This window comes from Psychrobacillus sp. BM2 (assembly GCF_048572895.1).
Taxonomy (GTDB): Bacteria; Bacillota; Bacilli; order Bacillales_A; family Planococcaceae; genus Psychrobacillus.
Map to the genome: position 1 here is coordinate 2,429,239 of NZ_CP183878.1, position 13,727 is coordinate 2,442,965.

General features: G+C 36.0%; 16 protein-coding genes. All 16 read right to left on the minus strand.

Features of this window, described 5'->3' with window-relative positions:
• Positions 1 to 21: 21 nt before the first annotated feature.
• The 16 genes from minD to ACN6MX_RS11970 all read right to left on the minus strand — a co-directional run bounded on the left by minD (position 22) and on the right by ACN6MX_RS11970 (position 13,722).
• Positions 22 to 822, minus strand: coding sequence for a septum site-determining protein MinD (minD, locus tag ACN6MX_RS11895; RefSeq protein WP_419959122.1), 801 nt, complete (start codon positions 820 to 822; stop codon positions 22 to 24).
• A 1-nt stretch (position 823) separates the two neighbouring features.
• Entirely contained in the window at positions 824 to 1,495 is a 672-nt protein-coding gene (gene minC, locus ACN6MX_RS11900) for a septum site-determining protein MinC (protein ID WP_419959123.1), read from the minus strand.
• 35 nt (positions 1,496 to 1,530) lie between these two features.
• Positions 1,531 to 2,058 carry a rod shape-determining protein MreD gene (gene mreD, locus ACN6MX_RS11905; RefSeq protein ID WP_419959124.1) on the minus strand — a complete coding sequence of 176 codons (528 nt, stop codon included), beginning with the start codon at positions 2,056 to 2,058 and terminating at the stop codon, positions 1,531 to 1,533.
• A complete protein-coding gene (mreC, locus tag ACN6MX_RS11910) occupies positions 2,055 to 2,957 on the minus strand; it encodes a rod shape-determining protein MreC (protein ID WP_419959125.1) in 903 nt (300 codons plus the stop codon). The genes mreD and mreC overlap by 4 nt, the downstream gene beginning before the upstream one ends.
• Before the next feature lie 13 nt (positions 2,958 to 2,970).
• The gene (locus ACN6MX_RS11915; protein ID WP_419959126.1) at positions 2,971 to 3,990 is read right to left on the minus strand and encodes a rod shape-determining protein; all 1,020 of its coding nucleotides are present in this window, start codon (positions 3,988 to 3,990) and stop codon (positions 2,971 to 2,973) included.
• A 95-nt stretch (positions 3,991 to 4,085) separates the two neighbouring features.
• The gene (radC, locus tag ACN6MX_RS11920) at positions 4,086 to 4,784 is read right to left on the minus strand and encodes a RadC family protein (RefSeq protein WP_419959127.1); all 699 of its coding nucleotides are present in this window, start codon (positions 4,782 to 4,784) and stop codon (positions 4,086 to 4,088) included.
• Positions 4,781 to 5,383, minus strand: coding sequence for a Maf family protein (locus ACN6MX_RS11925; RefSeq protein WP_419959128.1), 603 nt, complete (start codon positions 5,381 to 5,383; stop codon positions 4,781 to 4,783). Before ACN6MX_RS11925 ends, radC begins: the two co-directional genes overlap by 4 nt.
• Positions 5,384 to 5,478: 95 nt before the next feature.
• Positions 5,479 to 6,120: a hypothetical protein gene (locus ACN6MX_RS11930; protein ID WP_419959129.1), complete on the minus strand. Its 642-nt coding sequence runs from the start codon at positions 6,118 to 6,120 to the stop codon at positions 5,479 to 5,481.
• A gap of 85 nt (positions 6,121 to 6,205) precedes the next feature.
• Positions 6,206 to 6,961, minus strand: coding sequence for a prepilin peptidase (locus ACN6MX_RS11935; protein WP_419959130.1), 756 nt, complete (start codon positions 6,959 to 6,961; stop codon positions 6,206 to 6,208).
• Complete coding sequence (locus ACN6MX_RS11940; protein ID WP_419959131.1) at positions 6,962 to 8,530, minus strand: diguanylate cyclase domain-containing protein; 1,569 nt, start codon at positions 8,528 to 8,530, stop codon at positions 6,962 to 6,964. It lies immediately after the preceding gene.
• Positions 8,531 to 8,551: 21 nt separating this feature from the next.
• Positions 8,552 to 9,241, minus strand: a complete 690-nt coding sequence (locus ACN6MX_RS11945) for a potassium transporter (protein WP_419959132.1) — start codon at positions 9,239 to 9,241, stop codon at positions 8,552 to 8,554.
• Entirely contained in the window at positions 9,241 to 9,837 is a 597-nt protein-coding gene (locus tag ACN6MX_RS11950) for a hypothetical protein (protein ID WP_419959133.1), read from the minus strand. Before ACN6MX_RS11950 ends, ACN6MX_RS11945 begins: the two co-directional genes overlap by 1 nt.
• Entirely contained in the window at positions 9,837 to 10,811 is a 975-nt protein-coding gene (gene pilM, locus ACN6MX_RS11955) for a type IV pilus biogenesis protein PilM (protein ID WP_419959134.1), read from the minus strand. Before pilM ends, ACN6MX_RS11950 begins: the two co-directional genes overlap by 1 nt.
• Positions 10,812 to 10,946: 135 nt before the next feature.
• Complete coding sequence (locus ACN6MX_RS11960) at positions 10,947 to 11,384, minus strand: type II secretion system protein (protein WP_419959135.1); 438 nt, start codon at positions 11,382 to 11,384, stop codon at positions 10,947 to 10,949.
• A gap of 92 nt (positions 11,385 to 11,476) precedes the next feature.
• Positions 11,477 to 12,682 (minus strand): type II secretion system F family protein, encoded by a 1,206-nt coding sequence (locus ACN6MX_RS11965; protein WP_419959136.1) that lies wholly within the window; start codon positions 12,680 to 12,682, stop codon positions 11,477 to 11,479.
• Complete coding sequence (locus tag ACN6MX_RS11970; protein WP_419959137.1) at positions 12,682 to 13,722, minus strand: type IV pilus twitching motility protein PilT; 1,041 nt, start codon at positions 13,720 to 13,722, stop codon at positions 12,682 to 12,684. Before ACN6MX_RS11970 ends, ACN6MX_RS11965 begins: the two co-directional genes overlap by 1 nt.
• Between the last annotated feature and the right edge of the window lie 5 nt (positions 13,723 to 13,727).

Below are 13,727 nucleotides of genomic sequence, written 5' to 3' on the forward strand. Positions count from 1 at the left end.
TTCGGCAGTCGGTTATATATATTATTTAGAGAAAATAGATTTGATTTTAGAGAAAACTCCCGTTTTAGGCATATCCATGGACATTAACGGTACGGATTCTCCTAAAATACGGCGTGCGATGTTACGGTACCCAAGTGCCGCTCTATTAGCCGGATTCATAACGATAGGTTCACCTTTATTAGAAGAAGTAATAACACTTTCATCGTCCGCAATAATTCCCAATAAATCAATAGATAAGTGAGTAGTAATCTCATTGATATCTAGTGCATCACCATTATTCATCAAATGCTGACGAATTCGATTGATGATTAGCTTAGGTGGATCTATTGTTTCTTCTTGCTCCAGTAATCCGATAATACGGTCCGCATCACGTACAGCCGAAATTTCAGGTGTAGTGACTACAATTGCCTTATCCGCGCCAGCAATCGCATTTTTATAGCCCTGCTCAATGCCAGCTGGGCAATCAATTAAGACATAATCATATTCACGTTTTAACTCTAAAACAAGTTCTTTCATTTGTTCTGGATTTACGGCATTTTTGTCCACAGTTTGAGCTGCAGGAAGTAGGTAAAGTCTATCCTCAAAGCGTTTATCTTTCACTAACGCTTGATGAATTTTACAACGTCCTTCTATAACGTCTACTAAATCGTAAATAATTCTGTTTTCAAGACCGAGAACTACATCCAAATTACGTAATCCAATATCCGTATCCATTAAACAAACTTTTTTCCCTTGCAGGGCCAATGCAGTTCCAAGGTTAGCTGTTGTTGTCGTTTTACCGACTCCACCTTTACCTGAAGTTATAACGATTGCTTCTCCCACATTAGCTTCCTCCTTTAAATGTTGATAAATTAGGTCTTAACAGACGAAGATCCTGTAATCGATCAATTGCAATTGAACCATTTGTATGTAAATAAGCACATTCCATTTCAGGATGCTCTGATAAAACAGTCAGCTCATCAGTCATCGTTTCTACCACATCATTGATGATCAAATGCGTTGCCTCTAGCCAAGATGCAGCTATAACTGCATCCTTGTTTCCAGCTGACCCTGCATGAGCAATTCCTTTTAGTCGACCGAGAACGAAAATATTCCCTCCAGCAACGACTCTTCCATTTGGATTCACATCACCGACAACTACCAGATCTCCCAAAGCTGTAATGATTTGTCCAGAACGAACAATCCCTACATAAGTCTCTGACTGGTTTTCTAGTAATCTTCTATTACAATCTTCCACTGTCATAACTTCACTTTGAATTTTGGTCACGCGTAGATGTTCTGTTTGTTGGACGCAAGATATAATCTCTTTCGTCTGTTCATCGTTACAATAACGATAACCTAGATGTAAAAGTACTTCCGCTTGACCTTCAAACCCTTCATCAGAAACCTTTTTCGTTAATTCATCTAAAAGCTCTGCATATGAACACTGATCGTCTAGGCGTAATACAAGGCCCTCTTTCGTTCCTTTAATAAATATTAACTGCTTTTTTGTCAATCAAGTCACCTCAGATTTACTGTTAAATCAACAAGCTATTTTTGACTCAATAAGGCTTTTTGATTAAACCGATTTAGAAGAATATATTTAAAAGCCCATCCGAACATAAATAAAAATACAGCATTTGCTATCATTGTTGGCATGAGATTATGTTGAAAAAAATAAGTAAATGTCATCGTTTTAATACCGATGAAAGTATAAAACAAGAACAATAATAACTCTACCCCTGTTACTAGAAGCAAGGTGAGAATTGTAGATACCAATAGATGTTGGTGAATGTATTTAACCGTAAAACTCGCAACCAAACACATTAGAGGATAAATAAAAGAATATAATCCAATAATATCAATGAAAAAGACATCATACAAGAGCCCAAAAAACAAACCGTAAAGCATTGCACGTTTCCGGTCATAATAAATGGCTACAAAAATCAGATATATGATAAGAAAACGCGGAACTAATACATAAAAATCATTATTCAATTCAATCGGCGAGAAAAGACCAAAAATCGGTTCTAAATAGAATAATAGAACCGAAATCGCAATAACTAAAATACGAATCATGAGTCGTCCCCTACATCTTCAGTTAAATCTGCCTCTGTATTTTCTCCATCTGTACCATCCACTGCAGTAATCGTACGTTTAGAAATAATCACATGATCTAAAATAGAGAAACTAGCCGCAGGTTTAACATATGCTAATTGAGTTAATCCGTAGTCATCCGTTGTAACTTCAGTTACCTCTCCGATTAGAATACCTTTCGGGAAGATTCCTCCTAGCCCAGAGGTAGTTACTTTTTGACCTACTTTTACTTCATACTCAGAATCTATTCTTTTTAGTATTACTTCTTTGCGTTTTTCGTCATATCCTTCAATAAGCCCAAAAACTTCTTGATCTTCAGCAATTACAGCTGAAACTCGATAGTTTGGGTTTTGCGTAGATAAAAGTTCGACAGTAGAAGTATAAGGTGTGGTTAATATCACTTTCCCAATTAGTCCTTGAGAAGTCATCACTGCCATATTTACCTCTATTCCGTGAATCTCGCCTTTATCAATAATAATTTTTTCTTCCCATTGGTCGGGGTTTCTAGCGATTACAGTCGATTGGATAGGATTATACGAACGAAGATCTTCTTCCTTATCGACAATTTTGCGCAGCTCATCATTTTCAAGACGTAGATCATTTACAGAAGCTTGAAGTGTTACATAATCTTCTAATCTTACTTTTAATCGCTTATTTTCATCATATGTATTAAGTAAAGATTCTACATTATCAAAAACACCCGTTACATACTGGGTCGGTTTGGAAAACATAGATTGTCCAAAACCGACCACATCTTTGATCAGCTGTTCAGGAAGGGATGCATGATTTCGATCTCGCAAAGAAAAGCTGATGAGCGCCACAAGAAAAATCATCCCTACAAGCAGCAATATTAATCGCTTATTCGAAAAAAATTGTGGCATATCACACTTCTCCTTAGTGTTTTGTTTGTTGTCGTTTCAATATATTCATATGATCTAACGCTTTCCCAGTACCAATTGCAACACAATCTAGCGGATCTTCTGCAATAAATACAGGCATATTCGTTTGATCACTGATAACTTTATCTAGGTTTTTCAATAATGCACCACCGCCGGTTAACATGATGCCTCGTTCCATTACATCCGCCGATAATTCAGGTGGGGTTTGTTCTAATGTCTTTTTCACACCATCAATAATAGAAGAAATTGATTCACGTAACGCATTCGAAATTTCTTTCGAAGTAATTTCAATCGTTTTAGGCAATCCAGTAACTAGATCACGTCCACGAATATCCATTTTTTCCTCTTGATCGGTTACTCTCGCAGAGCCAATTTCAATTTTAATCGCTTCCGCTGTACGTTCACCAATCGTTAAATTATACGTTTTACGGATATATGCAGTAATTGCATGGTCCATCGAATCCCCTGCAACACGAACTGATTCACTTGTAACAATACCGCCTAATGATATAACCGCAACTTCTGTAGTACCTCCACCTATATCAACGACCATACTACCAGTAGGTTCCCACACAGGTAAGTTTGCACCAATAGCAGCTGCAAAAGGCTCCTCTATTGTTAGAGCATCACGTGCACCCGCTTGCTTAGCCGCATCAATTACTGCACGTTGCTCCACAGAGGTAATACCAAATGGCACACAAATCATCACATTTGGTTTGCTCCATGACATTCCAGATGCTTTCATTGCATTTTTCAAATAATATTCAATCATTGCAGAAGTTGTATCAAAATCTGCGATAACTCCATCCTTCATAGGACGAATCGCAACTATTGAACCTGGTGTACGACCGATCATATTTTTCGCATCGTTCCCTACCGCTACAATAGCACCGTTTTGTACGTTTTTCGCTACAACAGATGGCTCTCTAAGCACTATCCCTTTTCCTTTAATGAAAACTAGCGTATTCGCTGTTCCTAAATCTATACCCAAATCTCTTGATCCAAATCCAAACACAATTATTTACTCCCTTTCTATCTCGAACAAGTTTCACTTCGTTGTCATAAAGTCATAACACTCATTATAACTGATAGAACGGAAAATGCACAGTGTCACATATACCCTTTTTCTTTTAGGCTAATAAACTGGTGATCACCGATAATGACATGATCGAGCAATTCTATGCCCATAAGTAATCCTGCCTCATATAGTCTTTTCGTCACATCTATATCTTCAGTTGAAGGTGACGGATTTCCAGAAGGATGATTATGCGCACAAATTATCGAGGCAGCTGAACGTTTTACAGCTTCGCGGAAAATTTCCCTAGGATGCACTATCGAGGCATTAAGAGAGCCTATAAAAATTGTCTGTTTATGAAGTATTTGATTTTTTACATTTAGGAAAAGAGTCACGAAATGCTCTTGGTTCAATGAGGTCATATCTTGCATTAGGTAAGTAGCGGCATCTTTCGGAGAACGAATGGTAAATTTGTCATCTGTCTTTTGTTGGGATAATCTTTTCCCTAGTTCAACTGCCGCTAGTAGTTGGACGGCTTTTGCTTGTCCAATACCTTTAACGGCAGTTATTTCTTCGATAGAAGCATTTTTTAGTTCCTGAATTTGTTCAAAATAATTAAGGACCCGATTTGCGAGGTGGAGAACTGATTCCTGCTTCGTACCGGTACGAAGCAGGATTGCGATCAATTCTTGGTTAGATAAGCTTGAGGCCCCTTGTCTGACTAGTCGTTCCCTTGGACGATCTGACACATGCACATCACGAATCATAAGGGAAGGCGGCAACTTAGTATTCATGAGTTCACCACCCGCTCAATTTCTATTAAACGTAGTGATAATAATGCTTTAAACAAGCGACTGATTGGAAGTCCCATTACATTATTATAATCTCCCTGGATACTTTCGACGAATAATCCACCCATTGTTTGAATTCCATAAGCCCCTGCTTTATCTAAAGAATCTCCCGTAGCCACATAAGCATCTATTTGTTCTTCGGAGAGATCAAAAAATTTCACCGAAGTAGTTTCTGCAAAACTAATCGAACAGCCCTCCCCATAAATAGCAACACCTGTAGACACTTGGTGCGTATTTCCGGAAAGTTTTTGTAGAAAGGTTCTTGCTTCAGCATTATCCCTCGGTTTCATCAATAATTCATCCCCAAAGCTTACAATTGTATCCGCCGCAATCACAATTGCGGAAGGATTCTCATGTAAGATATCAGTTGTTTTGCCGATAGCGATGTTCATTGCCTCTTCTTCTACTGAAAGATTTCCTTCGACTATTTCTGCAGCTCCTGAAGCTATCACCTCAAATGGAATACCTAGTTTACTAAAGAGTTCCTTTCTTCTAGGTGACTCACTAGCTAAAATAAAGCGATTGTTAGTTGTTAGTTTCAATTTTTATTCCTCCTTTTCAATAGCATACAAAACTATTGAAAAAATGGAAATTGTGTATAAAAAACAACAATTTAATTTTCCCCACGAAATAAGCGTCAAAAATTCAATTTTAGACAATTATTCGTCGCAACATAATGAGAAAAAATATGCGATCTCATGACAGAAGGAACTTCTGAAAATGCTGATATAGCTTTAACTATTTGCATTAAATCATCTGGATACTCTTCTTTTTTCTCAATAGACTCGAAAAAATTTTTACTTAGGTTCTCTTGTTGTATTAATTCCATTACTTTAATTACTTTAGGATCATTACAACCGTTAGTCGTAACATACAAGCTTTTTATAAAGGTAGGTAGTACTTCTGCTTCTTGTGTAGGAATAGTTGTAACATATAAATCACTCCAAACAAAAAACTGGTTGTCCACTTGGAAAATACTTGCTTTTGCAAGGGAAGGCTGTGATCCTATAAAAGCCATCGCACTTTCTTTAGAAGTGAACATGCCATATTGTTTTGCTTGAAAAGGAAGAGATTTCGCTTCAACTTCTGCTGTGGTCTCAACTTTTTCTCCCTCATCTTTAGGAGTCGTAGTTTCGGCTTCTTCGCTTTCGGCTTTTTTATCATTCGCTAAATTTAATATTAATCCGAACAATAGAACTCCAACAACTCCAATGATCAATCCTTGTATGCCAGCTAATATTACTTTTTTTCTCGTATTATTACGTCTCCCAATTGGCATAGAATCACCTCTTTTCCATAACCTTATCACGAAGATTATGAAAAAAGACGAGACCTATGTCGGCTCGTCCAAAAAAGTTATCGAGTTAAAAAAACAAATTTACATACCAATCGACAAGCAACTCACCATAAAAATAAGCGATAATGGCTGCTATTGCAATCGATGGACCAAATGGAATAGGCGTTTTTCTGCCTTGTTTAGTGCGTCTTAAAGAAATAATGCCTATAACTGTACCAATGATAGAAGCTAAAAATAGAGTCAATAGAGTCGGAACCCACCCTAAAACTAAGCCTATTACGAAGAATAACTTAATATCCCCTCCACCCATTCCTCCCTTGGACACAACCGCAATGAGGAATAATACACCAAAACCAACAATTGCACCGATAATGCTATCCCACCATGGATTAAGTGGCTCAAATACTCTTAACACTATTAAAGGTATCAAGAAAAACAACAAAATTTTATCAGGAATAAGCATATACGCAATATCCGACACCGTAATAATGACTAAAAGTGAAATAAACAATAGCGCAACTGCTAGCTCCAAAGAGAAACCTAATTGATAATAAGCAAAGGCAAACAGAAGGCCAGTCACTAGCTCCATCACTGGATACACCCAATGAATCTTCGTTCCACATCCTCTACATTTTCCCTTTAAAAATATAAAAGAAAAGACTGGCACTAAATCTTTTACTGTGAGATTACGATCGCAAACCGAACAATGAGAAGGCGGACGAACAATTGACTCTCCTTTTGGTATACGCAAACCAACTACGTTAAAGAAGGAACCGAAAACTAAACCGTATATAAAAAATAATAATAAGAATACAAATTCCATCTAAACACCTAATTTCTTGCTTTTTAATCTTTCTTTATCCGCATACATATTTAAGTCTGCCTGATTAAATAAATCTTCGAAAGTTATACCTTGTTCAGTACAGTGACTGATACCAATACTTGGTTCAATATTAATCTCTATATCATTGTACAAAAAACTATTCTTATTAAAGGTAGAACGTAATTGAAGTAGCCATTCGTTAATCTCTTCTTTAGAGTCAAAGTCTTGGAGAAACAGCACGAATTCATCTCCACCCAATCGAGCAGCTAAATCATTTTCAGACACTGATTGTTTCAAAATAGTTGCTGTATGCTGGAGCACTTGATCCCCTATGTGATGACCAAAGCTATCATTAATAGCTTTAAAATTATTCAAATCTATTAAAACAAAAACTGATTCCTTAGCTGGACTTTTCGAGACTTCAACTAATTTTTTCTTTAGGTGGGTCACAAAGTATGCTCGATTATGCAAATCTGTAAGCACGTCGTGATATGCCATATGTAAAATAATCTTTTCTTTCCCTACCTCGCTTGTCACATCTCTTAGCATCGCATAATAATTTTTCTCTTCACCAGTGATGACCATTTTCACGTCAACAGAAAAATGTAAAATGCCATCCCTAAAAATATTTTCTAATGTTACAGGATAATCCCGAACTATCCCATCTCTTTGAATATCATAGATAAATTTATGTAATTGATTTTTATTATGTTTGGTTTGTGCAAACTTCATCAAATTGATGTTTGAACTTTTTTCAATTCCTAATAGCATCATTCCTTGATCATTAATTTCTATAATATCTAAATTTCCATTTACAATCATAATGGGAATTGGACTAATATCAAATAATGTTTGATAGCGTTTAGTGATATTTGGCAATAAATCATTATGTAAATAGGAAAAAGATATGAAAATAGAAAAAATAAGCCCTTCAAAAATTATCGGATAAGGAGGAAAGCTTTCACTATAGCTAGGAAAACCCAAACCGATTTTGACACCTAAAGTCACCAAGCTATACAACATCAAAAAACGAAGTAATTTCTTTCGTTTCCTATCGGATACTTTTCTATCGCCCATAACAAGTATGAATAACAAGACTACATTTAACAGAACCGCTATTGTTAAAGTAAAATAATATGTCCCATTAACAACAGGCTTATACCAAATTCCTTCTACATGATAAGTAGTTGTGGAAAAGAAGTTAATTCCGAAAAGCTGAGCAATTACTAGACAGATAAACGGAATATAAAAGAATAATGGATAGATCCATTTCTGCAAATGCTTATATAAACCTGAAACATACATATATAGATGAAATGAAAGGCCGACAATAAAGAGCCCTAGACTACTTAATAATACATTCACAAGAAATGCACTATATTTAATGAAAAGTAAATGTCGGAAGAATTCCTCAAAAAATATAATACTAAACATAAATAGAATAATAGCAATTAGCCTATTTTCCAGTCTTCTAGATTGCTGTGTAATTACGATGCAGGCTAAACCAAACATATAGATAGCTGGTAGGATATATACGGCTATATATATACATAATTGAGAAATAGACAAAGGGACTCTTCCTATCCATTCTTATTTTTCATCATAATAAAACGTCGTTACTTGAATTACAGCAGAAATCGCTTCCTCAGTTTCCTCATTATAATTTTGTTCCTCACCAGGCATCGAAAATTCGACTTGGTCAATACGCTTTATACGTTCAATAGATTCCAGTTCTTTAAGAAAAGTATTAAAATGGTCATAATCCTTTGTTAATACAGAGATATTAAATGTGATCAGCTTTAATTGAGGTGGTAATGGCGTACTCGCAACTGGAGAAACAGGTGTTTCTGCAAGTTGCTCTCCTTCAACTTCCTCCATTGTGACATCATCTATTTCTGTAGAAGTTTCCTCTTCATTAGTAACTAAAGATGAATCCGCAACAATTTCATCATAATTATTAAATTCTATAGACTCTATTTTTGCTTCACTAATTAATTCCACCTCTTCAATGGACTTTATTAATGTATCTAATTCCCTTGTAATGGGTACTTTTTTTTCTAGCTGGAATGAATTTTGTACCACTTCCTCTTCTACGGTAGTTTCTAACTGACTATCAAGAAGAGCAATTTCACTACTTACTGTACTAAGAGTAGCTTCTTTTGCATTCTTTTCCTCATTCAAAGGATAAATGAAAAAATAATAGACAGCGCCTAATACAACGGCTACCAATGCGATAATCAAAAGATAACCCGTTTGTTTATTGGTTACTAAATCATTCATTAACGGGTACCCCCTTCACTTAAATAGGATTGATTGATATCCAATTGAATAGTAGCTGAATAACGCCACTGCACATCAAAGTTAACTTCATCTACTTCTTCCTTAGTTTGCTCTTGTCCGCCAGCTGGCTCAAAGGTAGATAGAGTTTCAACTTTTATATCACTAAAATAAGCACTATTTAATAACCTTTCAATAAATGAAGATATCTCATTCATCGTCTCAAAATCTACGGATAAAAGAATTCCTGCCTCACCAAACTGATAAGAACGCAAATAACTATTCGATTCAATTAAAGAGTAGATTTCATCTACTAAAGGGCTAACTGGGTAAGAAACACTTTCCACGAAAGCAACCGAGGAGGAATGAGTACCTTGATCTCCGTTATCTATTGTTGAGACCTCTGCACTTAGCAAATCTCTCTCTTCAACCAATTGAGTCTCTTCCGACTCTAAACTTTTAATATCTTTTTTTAGTGTGAAAAATTGAAAACAAAGAAAGGCTAATAGTAATCCAATCACAATAGCACTAATAATTACTAATAGTTTGCTGGATTTATGTCTTTCAAATTGAGGCAATAAATTTATTTCTGGAACCACTAAAATGCCTCCTTCAATACTAGTCCAATAAGCGGAATAAATTTTGCATTAAAATTAGGATAGGCTGATTGAACTTTATTATCATCTATAAATTGTATAGGAGTATCATAATTAGAACGCATTTCATTCACAATATAATCCATTTCAGGAGAATCACCTAAAATTATAATCTCATCCACTGCTTTTTCCCCTTTATAAAGAGAAAAACGATAGAAATTTAAAATCCGATCAATTTCTGCTATTTGGTCGATTAGCAGCATCCGGTATTCTTCTATTTCTCCATCGTATGTAAAAGACAATTCATGCTCATCAACTACACGACTTTCCCACGACTTTATTGACGTTTCGATCGCTTGATAGCGAAGAAACTCTAGTTTTCCAGGAGTATATATACTGATAGAAAGACCTGTAATAGACCAATCTGTAATGAGATAGCTTTTTTGAGGAGTAAACAAATCAATTTTTTCTAAAAAACGTATGGTGGATAAAGAACGTACATCTGCAACTGTAGGAGTAAGTGTTACATCATCTAATAACCCTGCTATCTTATTCACTTCATCGGAAGGAGCAGCAAATAGGATTGCTTCACCATCATTCGGTTTTGAATCATATACATCGATAAGAGGATTAGTAAAAGGAAGATGAATAGTTTGTCCCAGCTCCATCTCCACATAAGCCTTCAGCTTGTTACCAACTACATCAGAGGGATGCTCAAAAGTCTTCATCATAACCGAACTATCGGGAACAAAGAAACGAACATCATGACGTTTGATACCCCATACATCAACTAAACTTTTGAATCTATCAAACAAAGCCATTTCATCGCGGATGGAGTCACCTTCAATAATGCCAGAACTTAACGGCTGTTCATAAAAAACTGCTTGTTTGGCATCCTGGCTATTCATGACGATTGCACGGATGACATATTCATTTAGTTCTAACGCAACAAAACGATTCTTTTTGGTTTTGAACACAGCAGCTAGCCTCCTTTATTACTATATCTTTATCTATCATATTATTTTCACGTTTCAGTAAACGAATTATTCGTCGTTTACTGAAACGTGAAAATAAGGGAATACAGCAGACTGATTCTGCTGTATTGTTATTACCTACTTAAGGAATGTATTTAAGGCAGGTTCTGTAATTGTATTATTAGTAATTGCAAATTTAGCTTTATCGTTTATATCACCAAATTTATTAAAAGTAACACTATATACATTACCTGACTTTGTAACTTCATAAGTAGGAGCAGTAGTATTATCTTTTAGCTTTGCAAGCCCCTCAACATACTTATCTCCAAGTATAGCTTGATTACATAATTTACCTGCGACTCCAGGATCACATGCTCCCTCCAAAATTGCAAGTTTCGCTCCTGAAAGAATACTAGAAGCTTCAGCTAAGATAGCTTTATCTTTAGAATTATTAATAACATTCCCAATCGAAGGCACAGCGATTGCAGCTACAATTCCTAAGATAACAATTACCGCTAGAAGCTCAACAAGGGTTAAACCTTGTTGATTTTTTAATATTTTTTTGAATTTTTTCATTTTTATTTTCCTCCTAAAATTTTATATATAATTTCGTACTATATTTCATTTACCCTCTTTTTCATATCACCTCCTTTAATGAACGACAATGATTAAATTTGTTCATACATACTAAACATCGGAACCATAATGGCCATAACAATCGTTCCTACAACTGCAGCTAGTACCACAATCATAAGTGGTTCTATGAGTGACTTTAACGTATCTACAGTACGATCTACATCATCTTCGTAAAATACTGCAATTTTTTCTAACATATAATCAAGTGATCCAGTGGACTCACCAATTGCCGTCATTTGAGTTACTAAAGGTGGAAATATCCAACTTCTTTCAAGTGGTGCTGTTAATGTACTTCCTTGTTCTAAGCTTGTCCGCGATTCTCGGACTACTTTTGCAATAACCGGATTACCTACAACTTTTTCTACAATAGTTAGTGCTTGTAAGATTGGCACAGAACTACTAAATAGCGAAGAAAGTGTTCTTGTCATTTGAGCGATTGCTGACTTTTGAAGTACTTTACCAAAAACCGGAATTTTCAGTAGTACAATGTTAACTGAGTAGTTGAATTCTTTATTGTTCTTATAGAGGTAGTTAAATCCAAAAATCACAATCACTATAAGTACTAAGAAAATATACCAAGATGACTGTAGCAATTCACTAAAGCCCATTACTACTTTTGTAATAGTAGGAAGCTCAGCTCCCATATCTTCGAACATCGTAACAAACTGAGGCACTATAGTAAGCATCAAAAAGCCTGCGACAAAAACAGTCATAATAAGTAAAATAATTGGATAGGCCATCGTAGATTGCACTTTCTTTTTGAGCTTAAACTGCTTTTCATAGGAAAATGCTAACCTCTCTAATGATTCATCTAGATTACCGGTAGCTTCTCCAGCTCGAATCATATTTACAAACAGTTGTGGAAATACTTTTGGATATCGTTCCGTTGCATCTGAGAAGGACTGGCCTGTTCTCACATCCTCTTCAACTGAAAGCAACGCCTTTTTCAATGGTTTACTAGTTGTTTGTTCTGCTAATATTCTAGTAGATTCTAAAATAGAAACTCCCGCTCGTATTAATGTCGCAAACTGCCTGCTATAAATAACAAAATCTTCATTTCTTACCTTTGCACCTATTGAGATCTCTTTATGTAAAATACTCTTTGACTCTTCTAGTTCCCTTGGGTTAATACCCTGTGATCGGAGCTTTGTAATAGCTGCCTGTTTGTTTATAGCATCGACAGTGCCTTTTTTTAGAGAACCCGCTGCAGTTCGACCATTGTATTTAAATACAACCATTAATACTCACCTACATTCAAGTAGGGTTTAGCAGATTCGAGTGATATTTTTCCTGATGTAACTAATTGTTGAATGGAAGATTCGAGCGTATGCATACCTAATGCACGACTTGTCTGCATAACGTTTTGTATTTGATGTACTTTTTCATTACGTATCAAGTTTGCAACGGACGGTGTTTGCAACAAAATCTCTGTGGCCGCAATACGCCCCTTTGCATCTTTACGAACAAATAGTCTTTGGGAAATAATTCCTTGCAGAACATTTGCGAGCTGAATACGTATTTGCCCTTGCTGATGTGGAGGGAAGACATCTATTATCCTGTCAATTGTAGTAGGTGCACTACTGGTATGCAGTGTTGCCATCACTAAATGACCCGTTTCTGCAGCAGTTATAGCAGTAGAAATGGTTTCTAAATCACGCATTTCTCCGACTAAAATGACATCTGGGTCCTGACGAAGCGCAGCCCTTAAGCCATTCGCAAAGCTCCTGGTATCTTCCCCAACTTCACGCTGGTTAATGATAGATTTCTTATGCGTATGCACATACTCAATCGGATCCTCTAACGTAATAATATGCTTGGATTTTGTAGAGTTGATATAGTCTATCATCGATGCAAGTGTGGTAGATTTCCCAGAACCAGTGGGACCAGTAACTAGAATCAGTCCCTGTTGCTTGTCTGCTAATGTATAAAGTACATTTGGCATACCAAGTGATTCAATAGCAGGTATTTGCGAATCAATCATACGTGCTGCAATCGACACATTTCCCTGTTGATGATAAGCATTGATACGGAATCGGCAACGACCAGGTAATTCATAACTAAAATCAATCTCTCCTTTTTCATCAAACACTTGTTGTTGAGAATCAGGAATTATTTCAAGAAGAATATCTTTTGTATCTGATTCTCTTAAAATTGATTCTCCAAATGATTGAAGGGCTCCGTGTATTCTAAATACCGGAGGAATTCCAACGGTAATATGCAAATCGGAGGCTCTATCATGAAACGCTTTTTCTAATAAGTCAATGATTGAAATCTTCATCTCAT

Excerpts from the sequence above, each read along its gene's own strand:
- mreD (WP_419959124.1), bottom strand. The coding sequence starts at position 2,058 with ATGATTCGTATTTTAGTTATTGCGATTTCGGTTCTATTATTCTATTTA.
- mreC (WP_419959125.1), bottom strand. The coding sequence starts at position 2,957 with ATGCCACAATTTTTTTCGAATAAGCGATTAATATTGCTGCTTGTAGGG.
- radC (WP_419959127.1), bottom strand. The coding sequence starts at position 4,784 with ATGAATACTAAGTTGCCGCCTTCCCTTATGATTCGTGATGTGCATGTG.
- ACN6MX_RS11930 (WP_419959129.1), bottom strand. The coding sequence starts at position 6,120 with ATGCCAATTGGGAGACGTAATAATACGAGAAAAAAAGTAATATTAGCT.
- ACN6MX_RS11935 (WP_419959130.1), bottom strand. The coding sequence starts at position 6,961 with ATGGAATTTGTATTCTTATTATTATTTTTTATATACGGTTTAGTTTTC.
- ACN6MX_RS11945 (WP_419959132.1), bottom strand. The coding sequence starts at position 9,241 with ATGAATGATTTAGTAACCAATAAACAAACGGGTTATCTTTTGATTATC.
- ACN6MX_RS11960 (WP_419959135.1), bottom strand. The coding sequence starts at position 11,384 with ATGAAAAAATTCAAAAAAATATTAAAAAATCAACAAGGTTTAACCCTT.
- ACN6MX_RS11965 (WP_419959136.1), bottom strand. The coding sequence starts at position 12,682 with ATGGTTGTATTTAAATACAATGGTCGAACTGCAGCGGGTTCTCTAAAA.
- ACN6MX_RS11970 (WP_419959137.1), bottom strand. The coding sequence starts at position 13,722 with ATGAAGATTTCAATCATTGACTTATTAGAAAAAGCGTTTCATGATAGA.